The organism is Arthrobacter sp. MPF02 (assembly GCF_046605375.1).
Lineage (GTDB): Bacteria > Actinomycetota > Actinomycetes > Actinomycetales > Micrococcaceae > Arthrobacter.
The window spans coordinates 2,825,826-2,843,005 of sequence record NZ_CP176772.1 but is presented as its reverse complement, the minus strand read 5'-3'; the positions used below and the strand labels follow the sequence as shown (position 1 = coordinate 2,843,005).

Genomic DNA, 17,180 nt, shown 5'->3' with positions numbered 1-17,180 from the left:
GCGGTGCCGGCTTCTTGACACCGCCAGGCGCGGAAACCATAGGTTTCCCGATGCAAGGCCCGGTACTGCTGAACCCCCAGTTCCAGCCGCACCCCCATGCGCCGGGCCTCTCACGGACTACTTTGGACTCTTTCGCTCAAGAGCCTGCGCAGTTGCCGTCAAGAACTCCTCAAAACTCCCTCAGGTTTATTGGGAGGAGGCTGCGGCAGGCCCGCCCACCGGGACGTACGACGGCGGGTGGTCACCGCCGTCGTATGCCTTGCCTTACCGGCGGCTCGCCAGGGCCAGCCGGAAGGCGTCCGCGGACGCTGTGCTGCTGTTAATCCGCCAGTCGGTTTCCTTGTTGAAGTGGAACCAGGTGATGGCGGTGATATCCGACTGCGCGGCCAGGTAACTGATCAGGGCGGTGTTCCAGTCCGCCTTGGAGCCGCCCTGTTCGGCGGAGGCCGTCTCCGCAATTAGGATCTGCTTGCCCGGCGCCAGGGCCCGCAGCTGGGACAGGCCCTCGCCGAAGAGCTCCGACGGCGAATGCCAGCTGCTCCATGAGGCGGAGGTTCCCCAGTTGTAGCCGTCGAGCGCTACAGCATCCACGTAGGTGTTTCCGGGGTACAGGCCGCCGAGCGGAATGGAGCCCCAGTAGGGAACGTTCGGGTTCCACACCCAGGTGATGTTGGAGGCGCCTGTTGCGGCGACGACGTCGTGGACGTGGCGCCACGTGGCCACGTAGTCGCCGCTGCTGTTGCCGTTGATCTGCTCAGACCACGGGTACCAGTTGCCGTTCATCTCGTGGCCGAACCGCAGCATCACCGGATGCCCCCAGCCCGCCAGCGCCTGGCCCCACTGCTGCAGGTAGGGGTCGAAGTCGCCCGCGGCGATCCTGTCCAGGGAGTAAGCAGGCTGCTCTGTGCCGCCGCCCCAGGTCCAGGGCTCCCAGGTCAGCAGGGTCTGGGCCCCGCGGGCGCGGACCGCTTCCAGTTCGGTGATCGGGGGAGCCTGGTTGAAGTCCTTGTAGGACAAGACGATCGACGGCGCCTCCCCGGCAAGTGCCGTGACGGCGTCGAGTTCCGCGGACGCGAGCGGGCCGCCGGGTGTCCCCACGCCGAACCGGAGGACGGCAGGGGCAGGAGCCGGCGCGGCGGGGGCCGGCGCCGGGGCCTGGACCGTGTTGGGGTCCTCCTCCGCCACCGACGGCGAGCTGTAGGTGTAAGTGAACGTGGCAGAGGCTTTTGCTTTGCCCGAGCTTGCCCGGACGGCGAGTGCGGTCTCCTCCGTTACAGGCATGACCACCTCGGCGGTGAAGTATCCGGACGCGCTGGTCTTGAAGGCCACCGCTGTGGTGCCGGCAGTAATGGTACCCGGGCTCTTCTTGGGGAAGCCCGTGCCTGTGACCGTCACGGTCGTGCCGGCCGGGCCCTTATCCGGGCTGAGCGTGATGATGGCGGTGGCGGCATGCGCCGGCGCGGCGACCCAGACTGTGCCGCCAGCGAGCAAAGCCAGGACTGAGAACAGTGTTCTAAGCAGTTTCATATTCCCCTCAAGTTGGATCCGGCAGCAGCTGGACATGACGGAAGGAAGCCGGCCGCTGGGAAGGACAAGGGCCGGACGGAAAGACCCCCTAATAAGTCTCCGGACTACGCAGGGGTCACAGAGCCGAAACAGCGCAGGATCTGCCTAGCTTTTTCCGAGGAAAGGCCCAGCGCCCACGTGGCCTCCGGCAAACAGCCCGAGAACAGACCATGAACGCACGGCAAAAAAGTTGTATCCAACCCCTTTACCTCGGCAGGGCCAAAGTTTTAAAGTCGATGGTGTCATAGTCCGGATGGACGCCGGGGGGCGTTCGGGAAGGGGGAGTGTATTACCGCTGACCGTAACCGAAAGACAATTGACCACTACGTTGAAAGCCCCTCCTAGGAGGGGCTTTCCCCTTGCTTGGGGGAACTGTGGCCTCCACGCGGCCATCCACGTAGTGGGGGTCAATCAATACGGGTAGTCGATACTCGGGTGCCGGCACTGCAGCGCTGCCTAGATTCGGGGCATGACTGAAGTAATCAACCGCAAGCACGGCCGCCGCAGGCATCCGGACGCAAAACGAGGCATCCAACCGTACATCCTGGTTAACGTAGTCCTCGCGGTCGGACTGGTGATCGCAGTTTATGCGATGACCCGCTAGGCGGGTCCCGTTCCTGTCGGCAACCCCGCTACGCCAGCACGGGCGGCTCGAACCGCGTCGCGGGAGAGCCTCCCGAAGTGGCCTTGAGGATGTTTTCGGCGACGCTGCGGACTTTCAGGTTCCGCTGCCGCGACACCCCCGCAAGCTTGCTGAACGCCTCCGGGTAGGAGCAGCGGTTCTGCGCCATGATCACGCCGCAGGCAACGTCAATGGCGGTGCGGCTTTCCAGCACGGTTTTCAGGTTGTCCCCGGCGGACCGGACGCTGCGCACCTCAAGGGCCAGCTTCATGCTTTGCGAGGCAACCGACGCGAACCAGGTGGCCTCGGCCACCAGATCCGGGTTGAAGTCAAACCCGGCAGGACCCAGGAACACCATGGCGCAGGAAGCACGAGGCTCAAGCTCGAGCGGCACCGCCAGTGCAGCGCCGTAGCCGGAGGCGACCAGCCGCCGTCGGTATGCCTCCCAGCGCTGCGAGGAGCCCTCACCCGTCACCTGCACAGATTCCGATGTCGCCGCTGCCTGCGCCAGCGGCCCATCGCCGTACCTGTCCTCGGAGCTGGCCAGGGACTCCGCGGCGCCCACGCTTCCGGCGGTCACAGGCGGGCTCCCCGGACGCTGCAGCGTAGCGGCGCAGTCAATGCCCACCTTGCCGCTGAGCGCCAGCGCGGCGGCCGCGGCCAGCCGCTGCACTGAATCAAGATCGTTGTCCGCGCCGCTGACCAGATCTAGCAAAAATCCCGTTCGTTCCATCCGCCTGGTGCCGGATATCGGTTGTACTGCCACGCTTCTGTCCCCCATCGACGTCCGTTGTGCCCGCTGCGCTGCAGGCCTTGTTCGAACTTATGGGCACGGTCCGGCCACGGACACGAGTAGCCGGTACTCTATTTTTCGCTACCTCCAAGTGGACTACTTGCTTCCAGCCACTCCAGGAACGTTTGGCGCCCGACGGCGGCACCCGGCGCCGGGATCAGCGCACCAATGCGCATGGCTCTCCCCATCGCCCCGGGGAACGGCACCTCCACCACCTTCCGGCGCTGACCGGTCCGGGCAAGATAGGCGCGGGCCAGTCCATCGAGCTCCTCGAGGCGGGGGCCGGCCAGGTCCCTGATCCTGCCCTGCGGTCCCTTGCCGGCAGCATCAACAAGGGCTTGGGCCACCTCGCGGGCGGCCACGGGCTGGGTGAACATTTTTGGCACAACCACCAGCGGCCCGGCTGAGGCGGTCTTCACCACCAGCGGCACGAACTCGTGGAACTGGGTGGACCGCAGGAGCGTCCACGGCACGCCACCGTGCCTGGCAGTGTCCTCCTGGGCAAGCTTTCCTGCGTAGAGGCCTGAGGTGGCCTTGTCGATGCCGACGATCGAGAGCACCACGTGGTGGTTGATGCCCGCAGTCTCCCCGGCGGCCAGCAGGTTCTGGGAAGCGCTGGTGAGGAAGTCCACGGCCTTTTTGGTGGAGGTGGTGTTGATGCCGGAGACGTCAATGACGGTGTCCGAGCCGGCCAGCGCCTGGTCCAGCCCGCGGCCGGTAACCAGGTCAACGCCCTCCGTGCGGCTTAGGCTCACTACGTCGTGGCCGCGTTCCTTGGCGAGTGCCACCACGTGGCGCCCAACAGTACCGGTTCCCCCTGCAACGGCAATCTTCATACGGGAAATCCTATGCCGAACGCGGCCGGGAACAGCGCCCCACCTACGCCTCACAGCAAGGCCCGCAAGGCGTAGGTGGTTTGTTTGCTGCACTGTTGGATCCGGCGGAGATACGCTGCCGCGAGCAGCGGAAGCGCTTTACCCGGATCGTCGGCGGCGGGGTCCTGGCGCAGTGCCTGTTCAAGGTCAAAAGCGTTGCCGGCCAGGCGCTCGGCGCCCACCATTTGGCTTGAGGATTTCAGGCTGAGTGCCGCGTCGATCGCCCCCGCGAGGTCCCCGGTGGTCAGGGTGTGGCGGATCCTCTCGATCCTGATGGGCAATTCGTCAATGTAGTGCTGCACGAACATCCGCCAGATGTCATCGTCATCGCCCAGTCCGTCGCGCAGCCGTTCCAGCACTGACGGGTCAAGGAGGGGCCGGGGCTGGCCGTGGTCCTGCATCGGCAATACGTCCCTTCACCAGGAGTGAGTGGTCCTCCTCCCCGCACGGAAGAAGGGCCGCTGACACCCCCAGGCTTATGAAGGAGACTATGTGCCGCAGGCGGAGCAGGACACGAGTAGTGAGTACTCAGGTTTGGGCGGTGGCCCTCATCCGGATACGCATCTACCGGGGGCATAAAGGGGGAATTCTCCCGTGCCGTGAAGGGTGCTGCTCACTAGACTGGGACGCATGACTGAGCAGGAACCGGCCCGGGGGCGGGCTGCTGCTTCTTACGACGACGGCGCGGGCCTTTCCGGGGACAGCCAACGGACGCCGGGGACAGCTGGGGAAGGCGGTGCGGCGGACCCGCCCGGCCCCGCCGCCGTCGACACTTCATTGCGCAGCCCCGCAGAGCGGTCCCGGACCTTTGCCGGGATTCTGGTGAACACTGCGCTCGCCAACATCACCACCAGCTACCTGTGGTTCGCCTTGACGTTCTGGGTGTACCTGGAAACGCGGAACGTGATCGCCACTGGTGTTGTGGGCGGCGCGTACATGCTGTTGATTGCGTTGTCCAGTATCAGCTTCGGCACGTTCGTGGACCGGTACCGCAAACTGGCAGTGATGCGTTTCGCGGCCGTGTTCACGCTGGTGATGTTCGTTCTGTCCGGCGCGATGTTCCTGGTAACACCGGCCTCCCAACTGCTCGCCTTTGGGCAGCCCTGGTTCTGGATCTTCACCCTGGTCATCCTCATCGGAGCAGTGGTGGAGAACCTTCGCAACATCGCCCTGTCCACCACGGTCACCATCCTCATCGAACCGGATAAGCGGGCCAACGCCAACGGGATGGTTGGCATGGTGCAGGGGCTGATGTTCCTGGTCACCTCGGTGCTGTCCGGGCTGTCCGTGGGCCTGCTCGGGATGGGCTGGACTATTGCCGTCGCGGTAGTGCTCACGGCGTTGGCCTTCGCGCACCTGCTCACGCTGCGCATGCCCGAGGAGATGCGCGCCGCAGCCACTGACGCCCACGGCGGATTCGACTTCCGCGGAGCCCTCGCCGCCGTGTTGGCCATCTCCGGGTTGTTCGCCCTTATCCTGTTTTCCACGTTCAACAACTTTGTTGGGGGTGTGTACATGGCCCTGATGGACCCCTACGGCCTGGAGATGTTCCCGGTGGAGTTGTGGGGGATCTTCCTGGCTGTGGGATCCAGCGGGTTCCTTGTGGGCGGTGCGCTGGTCGGCAAGTTTGGGCTGGGGAAGAACCCGCTGCGGACCTTGCTCATCGCGGTGGTGGTGATGGGGTTCCTCGGCGCGGTGTTTACCTTGCGCGAGTGGGCGTGGCTGTATGTCCTGGGGATTTTCCTGTACCTGACCCTGGTGCCCGTGGTGGAGGCCGCCGAGCAGACGGTGATCCAGCAGGTGGTGCCGCTGCCCCGGCAGGGGAGGGTGTTCGGGTTCGCCATGGCATTCGAATCAGCCGCGGCGCCCATCACCGCGTTCCTGATTGCGCCGATCGCCCAGTTCTGGATTATCCCGTACGCCCGCTCGCCAGAGGGCGCGGCCGCATTGGCCCCGCTGCTGGGGGAGGGCACCTCACGGGGGATCGCCCTGGTGTTCCTGGTGGCCGGGGTTATCCTCGTCCTGGCCGCCCTGCTGGCCTTCCTCACGCCGGTCTACCGGCGCGTCTCGGCTGAGTACGCCGAGGCCGCAGCGGAGGAAACCGCTGACGGCAAGCCGATCGAGGCTTAGTCCCGCCCCGGCAGGCACGGTTCCTGACGGCCTTGTCCTTCGACTCGCACACTCTCCTGCGACGCGCACATTCCCAGGCGCCGCCAAATAACACGAGCGCCAGGGAATAGGGGCGTCACATATGAATCTGCGCCTCGCCGGTGAGGACGAGCCCCTACCGCTTCAAAAATGTCAAAGCCTTGACGGCAACTTGACCGATTCTTGAGGAGCAGGAGCCACAGTATTAGCACGCCGTGTAGCAGAGCGCGGCAAAGTCCGGCGAAGCCGGGCTGTGGGGGACACCTTCATCGGGAGCTATCCCGAGGTCTCAAGACGTCCGTCGGCGCCTCCCCCGGGGCGCCGGCGGATGCTTTCTCTAACCGCCGCCCGGGCCGGTTGCGTATTCGAAACGATGCGTCCGGCGTCGAGCCTCACCACGCGGTCCGCCCGCCCACTACTGCCGGGGCGTCCGCAGTGGTTGGCCTTGCCGCTGGGGAGTGCAGTCCGCGCAGCAACCATCGGTAGGCTCGGAAGCCTACACATAGGGGACCGCACAGCAGACGTCTCCGCGCCAGGCGTTAACCCCTTCCCGGACGGCGATGCCCGCAATAACCAGGGCCGCCGCCGCGTCCGCCCACCACCAGCCTAGGGTGCTGTTCAGCAGCAGGCCCGCCAGGAGGACAGCCGAGAGGTAGGTGCACAGCAGGGTCTGCCTGGAATCGGCCACGGCAGTCCTGGAATCGAGTTCGCGGCCCGCGCGGCGTTGCAGTCAGGACAGCACCGGCATCACGGCCAGGCTCAGTGCGGCGATGACGAGGCCCGGCGTTGAGTGCTCCGCCGGTTCACCGGCCAGCAACGAACGGATGGCATCAAAAGAGACGAACAACGCCAGGGCAAAGAAGGACAAGGCGATGATCCGCAGCGTTAAATGTTCGCGCCGCTCCGGGTCCTTGGACGCGAACTGCCAGGACAGGGCAATGGCGGAGGCCACCTCGATCACCGAGTCCAGGCCGAAGCCGATCAGCGCGGCGGAACCCGCGATGGCGCCGGCCCACAGGGCCGCCGCGGCCTCCACCACGTTGTAGGTGATGGTGGCGGCGGCCAGGAAACGGATGCGGCGGGTGAGGATGGAACGCCTGGTTGGAGCAGGATGAAGCTGCAGGCCGGTCCTGTTCCCTACTACGGACAAATTACCCACCCTTCGACGCTACGGCGGAAGACATCCTCCGATCCAACCGAACAACCCGCGGACAACGGGGGGCACGGTTTTTGGCAGATCTGGAACTTCCGGGCACCCCCGCCATTACTATCTGAGTAGGAAAATCACCCTGCTGACTACCTCGGGGGCCGGAATTGTGGTCGAAGCAGCAACAGAAGCAGTTTCAGCGGTGGTCCGCCGGAACAATGTCACCATATCCGGCCGGCCTGACGGGCCTGTGATGATGTTCGCCCACGGCTACGGCTGCGACCAGGACATGTGGCGGAGGCTGCTGCCGTACTTCGCCAACGACTACAAGCTGGTGCTCTTCGATTACGTAGGGGCAGGGCGGTCCGACGTGGAGGCCTACGACCGGGAGAAATACGGCACCCTGGACGGCTACGCTTCCGACCTGCTGGAAATATGCGGCTCGCTGGACCTGAGGGACGTCATCCTGGTGGCGCACAGCGTCAGCGCCATGATCGCGGCCATCGCGGCAGTGCGGGAACCGGACCGGTTCTCCCGGCTGGTCATGGTTGCCCCGTCCCCCCGGTACACCAACGACGCCGCCGACGGTTACGTGGGCGGGTTCTCGCACCAGGACATCGAGGGCCTGCTGGCATCACTGGACAGCAACTACTTCGCCTGGGCTGAGGCGCTGGCACCCATGGCGATGGGCAACCCCGACTCGCCCGAGCTTGCCGAGGAACTGCGGAGCAGCTTCTGCCGGGCCAACCCCTCCATTGCCAGGCACTTCGCCCGGGTCACCTTCCTTTCCGATACCCGCGCCATGCTGGACGAGGTGGACTGCGACAACCTCATCCTGCAGTGCTCCGACGACCTGCTTGCGCCTGTGGAAGTGGGCTCATACCTGCACCGGCACCTCGCCCGCAGCACCCTGGTGCAAATGCAGGCCACCGGCCACTGCCCGCATGTCAGCGCACCCGGGGATACGGCCGAAGCGATTTTGGACTACCTTAAGCCGCGCCAGTGACGGACGGGCCCGGTCCGCCGGCGGATGATTTCGAAGCCCTGTTCCACCAGGCGCCGTGCGGGTACCTGGTGACGGACGACGCCGGCCGGGTCACCGCTGTCAACGACACTTTTGTCCGCTGGACCGGTTACCCGCGCTTCCAGCTGGTGGGCCGGAAGCTGCAGAGCCTCATGCCCGTGGGAGACCAGATCCTGTACTCGACCCACTGCATCCCGCAACTCGGCATCAACGGGTCCGTCTCCGAAGTGGCGGTGGAAATCATCGCGGCAGACGGCGAACGCCGGCCGGCCCTGCTCTCGGCCTCGAAGGCTCCGGCATCCGGGCAGCAGCCGGAAAGCGTCCGGGTGATCATTTTCAGTGCACACGAACGGCGGATGTTCGAAAGGGAGCTCGTGACCGCGCTGCGGGCAGCGGAAGAGGCCGAGGCAAGGCGCGGGCAGGCTGAAAAGGAACTGCAAAGACTCGCCCTCCACGACTCATTGACCGGCCTTCCCAACCGTGCCGGGCTGAAAATACAGCTTGAGGCCTTCCTGGCCGCAAATACGGGCGGCATCCTGTCCGTCCTCTTCATCGACCTGGACCACTTCAAAGCGGTCAATGACAGCCTGGGCCACGCGGCGGGGGACGAGCTGCTTGTCTCCGCCGCGCAGCGCCTGCTGCAGGCGGGGCAGGGAGCGGGCATCGTGGCCCGGCTGTCCGGTGACGAATTCGTGGTGGTCTGCACCGTTGCCGGCACCCAGCAGGCCACAGCCCTTGCCGCCGGGGTGCTGGAGGTCCTCAAAGCCCCGATGCAGATTGAAGGCCTGGAAATCGTTACGTCCGCCAGCATCGGGGTGGCGGTGGCCGGCAACGGAAGCGACACAGTGGAGGACCTCATCCGCCGGGCTGACATCGCCATGTACAGGGCCAAGGAACGCGGGCGCAGCAGGTGGGAGCTCCACCACCCCGCGGAATCCGACCCCGCTGTTGACCGGCTCCGCGCCCTGGGTGAACTGCGCAGGGGCATCAACGACGGCGCCCTGCGCGTCCATTACCAGCCGCGCATCGACCTGCATACCGGGCGCCCGAGCGGCGTGGAGGCGCTGGTGCGGTGGCAGCATCCCGACCGGGGCCTGCTGCCGCCGTCGGAATTCATCACCATGGCCGAGGAATCCGGACTGGTGCGCCCGCTGGGGGCCTGGGTCCTGGACGAGACGCTGAAGCAGGCCGAAAGCCTGCGCCGGGAGGACCCCCACAACGCAGGCCTCGAGTATGCAGTGAACCTGTCCGCCCGCCAGCTCAACGACCCCGAGCTGGTGGCAATGGTGGAAGCAGCCCTGCAGCTCCGAAAGATGGACCCGGCGCACCTGTTGCTTGAGATCACGGAAACCGCGCTGATGTCCGATCCGGCCGCCGCGCTTGAGTCCCTTACGGCCCTGAAGAACCTGGGCGTCGGCCTTGCTGTTGACGATCTTGGCACGGGCTACTCGAGCCTGACGTACCTGAAGAAGTTCCCCATTGATGAACTGAAGATCGACAGGTCCTTCATTATGGGCTTGGGCTCCGACTCGGGGGACTCCGCCATTGTGGGCAGCTGCATCGGCCTGGCGCACGCGGTGGGCATCCGCGCGGTTGCGGAGGGCGTGGAAACCTCAGGGCAAGCTGCCGTATTGACCGAAATGGGCTGCGACCTTGCCCAGGGCTACCACTTTGCCCGCCCGTTGCCGGCACCCCTGCTCAAGGAGTGGCTGGAAGCCCACACAAGCGGACAGCAGGGCGGGTACTGAGGAGCGTGTGACAAGGGTTAACGGGCGAACCGCGCAAACGCCCCGCCCTTGACGGCTACCCGATGTCTGGGTCCGGCCGTGCTGGCGGGCGGGGCGATTGGCGGAAAATCATGGTGGTGGCAGGCTCGGGGCCCCACGCTGGGCGCTATGAGCTGCCTGGCAATTGGCCTATGCGGCCATGGCGGCTGCTGGAACGGCGGCCTTCCTGCGCGGCGCCAGCACGCTGATGGTGCACGGTGCCTGCTGCGGATCGATTTTGTTTGGAAGGTGCTGGGTTTGGGAAGAGGTCTGCAGCATCTCCAATGCTGCGTCATCCACACGGGCGTGCGAGATGTCCAGTTCCAGATCCAGTCCTTCCCGGAGTGAGTTGGCCCGCTTTGCTACCACGTAAAGGGCGTTGACGCTGTGGACGGTGATATGCCCCTTTGCAATCACCCTGGCACGTGCATGGTCGAGATCGATTCGGACAACAATGTTGAGCTTAGAGTTCAAGTTGTAAAGCCTTCCCCGGCATTGGCTGCGACGCTGCAGCTTCTTGCAATGGCCGTTTGCATCAGCCTCATCCAGAGTAGGGGTCCGATGTGACACACGCAACACCGTGACAATTATTACATCCGATGGTTATTCATGACCGGCTTTCCTCCATTCGGGCCCGGGTCCATCATTACCCCATGGGCAAGCGCGCAGGCGACGGCCTGGGGGACGCGGATACGGACAGTGGCAACGGCGCCGGAAACAGGCCGGACCATGTGGTGGTGTTTGTCCACGGCATGGGGCGGGCCCTAAAGGGCGGCACCCTGCAGGAGTGGGCCCAGCCGCTGATGCTCAGCCTGCACGACCTCTCCCTCGACCTGGTGCCGGACGTTCCGCACCCGCGCCTGGTCATCACCAAAGCCAACGCCGTCGGCGACGCACCCGAGGTCTGGGCCAAGGTGCTGCGGAGCTGCCCCGACGGCAGGCCGGACTATCTCACTGTCCTGATGACGGAGGCGTCCTGGGGCAGGGACTTCGAGCCGGCGTCGGCCGCTTCCACCTACTCCTGGGCGCTGCGGACCGCGCTGCGCGTCTACCGGCGGTCCCTGCAGCTCCTGCGCTGGAATCTCTACCCCGGCCGGCGGCGGCCCAGCATCACCTGGCTCGGCGCGCGGCTGCGCCAGCTGCTGTTCACATCCGTGGCGGCGTTCGCCGGCCTTTTCATCCTGCTGGCGGTGCTGGTAGTGCTGCTGCTGATCATCGTCCTGGCCTGGATTCCCGGGCCCGGACGCTGGGTGGGGAAGCTCGTGTCCCTGTTCGCGGACTTCCTGGGAGACCCGCAGGTGTGGAAGCGCAAACCCCTGCAGGCGGCGGCGATGCGGCAGCGGGTGGTGGACACGCTGCAGCGCTGGGACCACGGCGGCGGTACCGAGGTGACGGTGGTCGCGCACAGCCAGGGAGCGGCGATCGCCGGCCAGGTGCTGTTCCAGAACCAGGCCCGTGCCACCAATTTCGTGAGCGTGGGCAGCGGCCTGGACCTGCTGGGCTACGCACAGTGGGGCGGAGGTACGGGGGAGGATCCGGTGATGGACTGGCTGGCGAACCCGGACCGGCCGCGGTGGATCAACGTTTGGGGGAAGTTCGACTTCGTCCCGGCCGGGCCCATCTCCACCCATGCCAATGGTCCGCTGCCTGTCTTCGGCAAGCTGTATGCCCGAGACAGTGCGGGCGACGGTGGCCCCGGCCCGGAGGAGCACCCGGTCTACAACAGGTCCGGCCTGATCTACGACCACATCGTCTACTCCAGCAACCGGGTGGAGGTGCTTGATCCGCTGGCGCGGCTGATCCTGGACCCGCCGACCGATCCGCGCGGTTTGGCCCTGCGGGGGCTAGACGGCGACCGGCGGCTCCGCCCGCACCGCGTCATGGTGAAGAGCCTGGGAGTGACCCGGCTCTTGTCTGTCGTTACCTCGGCGCTAAGCGCTCCGGCTGCGCTGGCGTGGCTGGGGTCGCAGGAGTGGGCGCGGAATTTCGTCCGGTGCGGGCCGCCCGGTGCCGGCGAGGACCCGTGGTGGTCCTCCTGGCTGTGCTCCGGCCCGTCCTACCATTGGGGGCACTGGGAGGACTGGGGCGTCCTGGCCGTCACCACGGCAGCCTTTGCCGCCCTCCTGGTCGGTCTGCTGAACGGGCCTGTGTGGGGTGTGCTGCACAACCGGCTTCAGCGCATGCGGAAACCGTCCTTCCGGCAGTCGAGCGACCCCACCCGCAACCCGCCGGCCAACCCCTGGTGGTATGTCACGTGGTACCTGCTGATCGTGACGTCAGTGGCCGTGGCCGTGCCCTTCATGCTGGCCTGGCCCGATTTGCCCTGGGTGCTGGTGGTTGTCCTGGTGGTGGCGCTCTGGGCGCTCTGCTTCACGCGTACCAGCATCAGCGGCCTGCCGGCGCGCACCGGCGCCACATCACAAAGCCTTGCGGAACCCGCGCAACAGCCTGCGCCGGACCGCCTCAACCCCGTGGAACAAGAAACTGGCCTGCCTGAGCCGCTGCCCGCCGTCGTACACGCCAGCCGGCAGCGCGACGATGCCGCAGGGTCAGCCGACCACCTCGGGAAGACTGCCGGATAAGACTGAGACCGGGGCCGAGGACCAGCGCTCACGTTCCGGCTCGAAGGAGATGACCACCGAGGCGTCGCTGCCCCGGCACTCGTCCATTGCGAGCAGCAGGGCATCCTCCATGTGCCTGGCATACTCGAGCCGTTCAACCAGGCTGCCCTGCAGGTCTGCGTCATCAATCAGCACATGCCCCTTGCCGTCCACGACGACTTTCAACGAATACCCCTGGTCCTCGTGCAGGGATCCGCGGGTGGATGAAATCTCGGTGACTCTGCTTGCCCGGACCAGCCCGTTGCTGATCGTGCGGATCCACACTTCACCCATCGAATTGACCTCTCCTTGGCTGTAAGCGCACGGGACAGTGCCCCTAAGGCGAAATGTACTCCTCCCGCAGCCGTTTGTGACCCCCGAATTTATTGCCATGGGACTCGACCACGGAGGGCAAAAGGCGGTGCTGCCGCGCCCCTAGGATAAAGCTGATGACTTCCCCCGATGACCAGCCGCCCTTCAGCCTCCGTGCCATCGCAGTGGCGGCTTTCGGGCCGACTTTGCTGTTCGGGATCGGGCAGGGCGCCATCCTTCCCGTGGTGGCCCTGACTGCCCGCGACCTCGGGGCGACAGTGGCTGTTGCGGCGCTGATCGTCACGCTGATGGGGCTCGGTTCGTGGTTCTTCAACCTGCCGGCGTCCCTGGTGACGCTCAAGTTCGGGGAGCGCTGGTCCATTGTTGGCGCCGCCGTCGCAGCAGGCTTGGCAATGGCTGCCGCCGGGCTGTCTTTCCTGGCCCCGGACGGGCTGTGGCTGCTCGCGGCGGCGATGGCCGTCGTCGGCATGTCCGGCAGCGTCTTCGGCCTCGCGCGGCAGAAGTACCTGACCGAGGCTGTCCCGGTGGAGTTCCGCGCCCGGGCGCTGTCCACGCTCGGCGGAGTGAACCGGATCGGCGTGTTCATCGGCCCGTTCCTGGGTGCCGCGGTAATGCAGTTCTCGGGCATCGGCGGCGCTTACTGGGTGGGCGCGGCGGCCATGGCGGCCGCGGCCCTGCTGTCCCTCACCATCCCGGACCTTGCCGCTGCGGACGGGCACGACGGCGGCGCATCCGGCCCCCAGCCCACGCTCCGCAGCGTGGCGGTGTCCCACGCAGGGGTGTTTCTCTCACTGGGCACCGGCATCCTGCTGCTGAGCGCGCTGCGTTCCTCGCGGCAGGTGGTGATCCCGCTGTGGGCCGACCACCTGGGCATGGACGCCACGTCCGCCTCCCTGATCTACGGCCTGTCCGGCGCCATCGACATGCTGGTGTTCTATCCGGCGGGCAAGCTGATGGACCGGAAGGGCCGGCAGTTCGTGGCCGTGCCGTCCACCCTCCTCATGGGTACGGCGCTGCTGCTGATTCCGCTCACCGGCTCCTTTGTGGGACTGTTGCTGGCCGCGCTGCTGATCGGGTTCGGCAACGGCATCAGCTCCGGGCTGGTCATGACACTGGGGGCAGACTTCTCGCCGGACCGCGGCCGGGGCCAGTTCCTGGGGCTGTGGCGGTTCATGGCTGACGCCGGGTCCACGGGCGGGCCGGTGCTGCTCTCCGCCGTGACGGCGCTCGCCTCCCTGCGAGCGGGGATCTCGGCCACCGGGATCCTGGGGTTCGCCGCGGCGGCCGTGTTCGCCGTCGTGATTCCACGCCTGAAGCACCGCCGCAACTACTGACATGCGCTATCACCTGTGGTCCTTAAACCGGGTGGTTGGGAACCAAAAGTGATGGAGCAACCGGGAGGCGGTTATCCTCGACAGATGGGCGAAACGGGGAATCCCACTCGGATCAGCACACTGCAGAAGGGTCTGTGGTGGCTGCAGGACTATGTCTACGCCGGGATGTGCCAGGTTGAGGGCATGCTGTCCCGCGTGCAGCCGGGCTCCTTCCACCGGGGCCACCGGAATCCGGTGGTGATCATTCCGGGAGTGTACGAAAACTGGCAATTCATGCTGCCGCTAATCCAGTCGCTGCACGACGCCGGCCATCCCGTGCACGTTGTGACCGTGCTGCAGCGCAACAAGCTGAAGATTCCGGCCGCGGCCCGGCTGGTGGCCCAGCACATCGAGGAGGCCGGGCTGCGGGACGCCTCGATCGTGGCGCACAGCAAGGGCGGGCTGATAGGGAAGTACGCCATGCTCAACCTGGATCCGGAGCAGCGCATTTCACGGATGGTTGCCGTGTGCGCTCCGTTCTCCGGGTCCACCTACGCGCGCTACATGCTGCTGCCCAGCCTGCGGATGTTCTCCCCACGCAACTCGCTCACCCTGGAACTGGCCCGTGAGGAGACCATCAACAGCAGGATCACCTCCATCTACGGGCCGTTCGATCCCCACATCCCGGAAGGCAGCGTGCTCCCCGGCGCCACCAACATCGAACTGCCCACTGCCGGGCACTTCCGCATCCTGGGCGATCCGGAAACGGCCAGGATCATCGTGGAGCAGCTCACCCCGGTTGAACCGTGAGTTCGTTGGACAGGAATTACGACGCCGGGCGGCCGGCTCCGGAGGAACCTGACCATTCGCGCCCGGGAAGTCCGGCCGGGCGGCGGCAGAGCAGGTGGGCCACTGTCCTGGCCGTGCTGCAGCGGCTGCTGTACCTGCTGGTCACCATTGCGGTGGGGTGGGCGGTCTGGTTCTTCCTGCTTTCCCGGCTGGCCCGCGGCCCGGAGCAGGCCTGGGTGTTCCTCCCGGTGTGGCTGATCCTGGCGTACGCCCTGCTGCCGCGCATCCACAAAATCCTCAGCAGCCTCTACATCCCGGACTACTTCATCGGCCGGACCCGGACGGGCGACGGCGTGCTGGGGGATCCCGTGAACCTCGCCGTAGTGGGAACCCTGGAAGAACTGCGGCGCGCCATGCTCGCCGCGGGCTGGGTTGAAGCGGATCCCATCACCCCGGCGACGGCCTGGCGGACGCTGACCTCCACCGTCATGGGGCGGAGCTACCCGCAGGCCCCGGTCAGTGCGCTGTATGTTTTCGGCAACAAGCAGGACCTCGCCTTCCAGCGCGAAATCGACGGCAACCCCCGCAAGCGCCACCATGTCCGGTTCTGGAAGTGTCCGGAGGGGTGGATGCTGCCCGGCGGGCTCTCGGTCGATTTTGTTGGCGCCGGCACCTACGACCGGAGTGTGGGCCTGTCCCTGTTCACGTTCCAGATCACCCACAAGATTGCAGACCGGACGGACGAGGAACGCGACTTCATCATCGCTACCCTGCAAGCGGCCCGCGCCGTGGAATCCGTCCACGTCATCCGCAACTTCTCCACCGGCTACCACCACCGCAACGGCGGCGGCGACGCCATCCGCACGGACGGGCACCTGCCGATCATCGACCTGTATGAACCCGGCCGGCCACCGCCGTCCTCGCCCGATACAAGCACGGGTCAAACCGCGGTCTAGCTTCCACATAGCTTCCTTGCCCCAGGGATCGTTCGCGACACCCCGGCCGGCCCGCTGACTGTTCCGGGTACCTAAACATGGCGGCGCCGGCTCCTGCCGGGGACGCGGGTGTGTGAGAATGATGCCGTGACGCGCAGGATGGGTGTAGAAGAAGAGTTCCTGATCGTCGACGGCGTGAACGGGAAGCCGGTGCCGCTGGGTGGAGTCCTGGACCAGGTCAGCGACTATCCACGGCTGACCAGCGAGATGAAGCAGGAGCAGATCGAGACCTGCACCCTGCCGCGGCTCACCCTCGCCGAACTGGCCCAGGACATTATCGCGGGGCGGAAGGACGCCGACAGCCTGGCCAGGCGGGCGGGCGCGCGTGCAGCCGCGCTTGCAACCTCACCCCTGCCCGTGGAATCCACCATCGCGCCGGGCGAACGCTGTGCCCGGCTGATGGACCGCTTCGGGCTTACCGCCGTCGAGCAGCTGACGGGCGGCTGCCACGTGCACGTGGAAATCGAGTCGGAAGAGGAAGGCGTCGCCATCCTGGACCGCATCCGGGTCTGGCTGCCGGTCCTGCTGGCCATCAGCGCCAATTCGCCGTTCTGGAACGGCAAGGACTCAAGCTACGCGAGCTACCGGTTCCAGGCATGGACCCGCTGGCCCACCACGGGACCGGCCAACATCTACGGGTCTGCCGCCGGTTACCACAAGGAAATGAGCCAGATCCTCGCTTCCGGTGTGCCGCTGGACAAGGCAAATCTTTACCTGGATGCGCGGCTGAGCCATAAGCATCCCACCGTGGAGGTCCGGGTTGCGGACGTGTGCCTGTTCGCGGACGACGCCGTCCTGCTGGCCGCGCTGGTACGGGCCCTTGCGGAGACCGCGGCCCGGCAGTGGCGCGACGGCGTTGCCCCGGCGCCGGCTTCCGTCACCCAGCTGCAGCTTGCCACATGGCGGGCCAGCCGCTACGGGCTCGACGGCGACTTGGCGGACCCGGCCACAGGGATGCCCCGCGGTGTCTTCGAGGTTGTCCTGGCATTGCTGGACCACCTCCGGCCCGTGCTGGAGGAACAGGGCGAGTTCAGCGCGGTGGAGTTCCTGCTGTTCCAGGTCCTGGACCGCGGGACCGGCGCCGCTGTGCAGCGGGAGTGTCTAGCCCGTACCGCAAGCTTCCAGGACATGCTGTCCGATGCCGTGCATATAACCAGCCTCCCCGTCACCCCGCTGCGGGAGGCTGGCAACAACGCCTTCACTATCTGA

Annotated in this window: 15 protein-coding genes and 1 pseudogene; 9 read left to right on the top strand and 7 right to left on the bottom strand. The window is 66.2% G+C overall.

The features are described from left to right. Nucleotides 1-264: 264 nt before the first annotated feature. Nucleotides 265-1,527: a glycoside hydrolase family 26 protein gene (locus ACLH0K_RS13405; protein ID WP_411374055.1), complete on the bottom strand. Its 1,263-nt coding sequence runs from the start codon at nucleotides 1,525-1,527 to the stop codon at nucleotides 265-267. Between the two features lie 508 nt (nucleotides 1,528-2,035). Between ACLH0K_RS13405 and ACLH0K_RS13400 the strand changes: the two genes are divergently transcribed. Next, nucleotides 2,036-2,170 carry a hypothetical protein gene (locus ACLH0K_RS13400; protein WP_411374054.1) on the top strand — a complete coding sequence of 45 codons (135 nt, stop codon included), beginning with the start codon at nucleotides 2,036-2,038 and terminating at the stop codon, nucleotides 2,168-2,170. Nucleotides 2,171-2,198: 28 nt separating this feature from the next. Here the strand turns inward: ACLH0K_RS13400 and ACLH0K_RS13395 are convergent, their stop codons facing one another. From ACLH0K_RS13395 to ACLH0K_RS13385, 3 genes are all read right to left on the bottom strand, one after another. After that, nucleotides 2,199-2,861 (bottom strand): ANTAR domain-containing protein, encoded by a 663-nt coding sequence (locus ACLH0K_RS13395; RefSeq protein ID WP_411374053.1) that lies wholly within the window; start codon nucleotides 2,859-2,861, stop codon nucleotides 2,199-2,201. A gap of 191 nt (nucleotides 2,862-3,052) precedes the next feature. Further along, complete coding sequence (locus tag ACLH0K_RS13390) at nucleotides 3,053-3,817, bottom strand: SDR family oxidoreductase (RefSeq protein ID WP_411374052.1); 765 nt, start codon at nucleotides 3,815-3,817, stop codon at nucleotides 3,053-3,055. A 50-nt stretch (nucleotides 3,818-3,867) separates the two neighbouring features. Next, nucleotides 3,868-4,257 (bottom strand): Hpt domain-containing protein, encoded by a 390-nt coding sequence (locus ACLH0K_RS13385; RefSeq protein ID WP_411374051.1) that lies wholly within the window; start codon nucleotides 4,255-4,257, stop codon nucleotides 3,868-3,870. A 229-nt stretch (nucleotides 4,258-4,486) separates the two neighbouring features. Between ACLH0K_RS13385 and ACLH0K_RS13380 the strand changes: the two genes are divergently transcribed. Then, on the top strand, nucleotides 4,487-5,986 hold the full coding sequence (locus ACLH0K_RS13380) for an MFS transporter (RefSeq protein ID WP_411374050.1): 1,500 nt from the start codon (nucleotides 4,487-4,489) through the stop codon (nucleotides 5,984-5,986). A 523-nt stretch (nucleotides 5,987-6,509) separates the two neighbouring features. On the opposite strand, the pseudogene ACLH0K_RS13375 reads toward ACLH0K_RS13380, so the two are convergent. Then, a pseudogene (locus ACLH0K_RS13375) lies at nucleotides 6,510-7,127 on the bottom strand (cation transporter); the annotation flags it as partial. Between the two features lie 193 nt (nucleotides 7,128-7,320). Between ACLH0K_RS13375 and ACLH0K_RS13370 the strand changes: the two are divergent. Together ACLH0K_RS13370 and ACLH0K_RS13365 are read left to right on the top strand one after the other, a co-directional pair. After that, entirely contained in the window at nucleotides 7,321-8,157 is an 837-nt protein-coding gene (locus ACLH0K_RS13370) for an alpha/beta fold hydrolase (RefSeq protein WP_411374049.1), read from the top strand. Then, nucleotides 8,154-9,923: an EAL domain-containing protein gene (locus ACLH0K_RS13365; protein ID WP_411374048.1), complete on the top strand. Its 1,770-nt coding sequence runs from the start codon at nucleotides 8,154-8,156 to the stop codon at nucleotides 9,921-9,923. Before ACLH0K_RS13370 ends, ACLH0K_RS13365 begins: the two co-directional genes overlap by 4 nt. 168 nt (nucleotides 9,924-10,091) lie before the next feature. Here ACLH0K_RS13365 and ACLH0K_RS13360 read toward each other — a convergent pair whose 3' ends face one another. Then, nucleotides 10,092-10,415 carry a hypothetical protein gene (locus ACLH0K_RS13360; RefSeq protein WP_411374047.1) on the bottom strand — a complete coding sequence of 108 codons (324 nt, stop codon included), beginning with the start codon at nucleotides 10,413-10,415 and terminating at the stop codon, nucleotides 10,092-10,094. Between the two features lie 179 nt (nucleotides 10,416-10,594). Here ACLH0K_RS13360 and ACLH0K_RS13355 point away from each other — a divergent pair, with 179 nt between their 5' ends. Continuing rightward, nucleotides 10,595-12,523 carry a hypothetical protein gene (locus ACLH0K_RS13355; protein WP_411374046.1) on the top strand — a complete coding sequence of 643 codons (1,929 nt, stop codon included), beginning with the start codon at nucleotides 10,595-10,597 and terminating at the stop codon, nucleotides 12,521-12,523. Here ACLH0K_RS13355 and ACLH0K_RS13350 read toward each other — a convergent pair. Next, the gene (locus ACLH0K_RS13350; RefSeq protein WP_411374045.1) at nucleotides 12,491-12,835 is read right to left on the bottom strand and encodes a hypothetical protein; all 345 of its coding nucleotides are present in this window, start codon (nucleotides 12,833-12,835) and stop codon (nucleotides 12,491-12,493) included. The two genes, ACLH0K_RS13355 and ACLH0K_RS13350, sit on opposite strands and share 33 nt — an antisense overlap. A gap of 155 nt (nucleotides 12,836-12,990) precedes the next feature. On the opposite strand from ACLH0K_RS13350, the gene ACLH0K_RS13345 reads away from it, so the two are divergent. The 4 genes from ACLH0K_RS13345 to ACLH0K_RS13330 all read left to right on the top strand — a co-directional run bounded on the left by ACLH0K_RS13345 (nucleotide 12,991) and on the right by ACLH0K_RS13330 (nucleotide 17,180). Then, nucleotides 12,991-14,208 (top strand): MFS transporter, encoded by a 1,218-nt coding sequence (locus tag ACLH0K_RS13345; protein WP_411374044.1) that lies wholly within the window; start codon nucleotides 12,991-12,993, stop codon nucleotides 14,206-14,208. Between the two features lie 84 nt (nucleotides 14,209-14,292). Beyond that, nucleotides 14,293-14,997: an esterase/lipase family protein gene (locus ACLH0K_RS13340; RefSeq protein ID WP_411374043.1), complete on the top strand. Its 705-nt coding sequence runs from the start codon at nucleotides 14,293-14,295 to the stop codon at nucleotides 14,995-14,997. Further along, nucleotides 14,994-15,932, top strand: coding sequence for an LssY C-terminal domain-containing protein (locus ACLH0K_RS13335; protein ID WP_411374042.1), 939 nt, complete (start codon nucleotides 14,994-14,996; stop codon nucleotides 15,930-15,932). The genes ACLH0K_RS13340 and ACLH0K_RS13335 overlap by 4 nt, the downstream gene beginning before the upstream one ends. 126 nt (nucleotides 15,933-16,058) lie before the next feature. Beyond that, nucleotides 16,059-17,180, top strand: a complete 1,122-nt coding sequence (locus ACLH0K_RS13330; protein WP_411374041.1) for a glutamate--cysteine ligase — start codon at nucleotides 16,059-16,061, stop codon at nucleotides 17,178-17,180.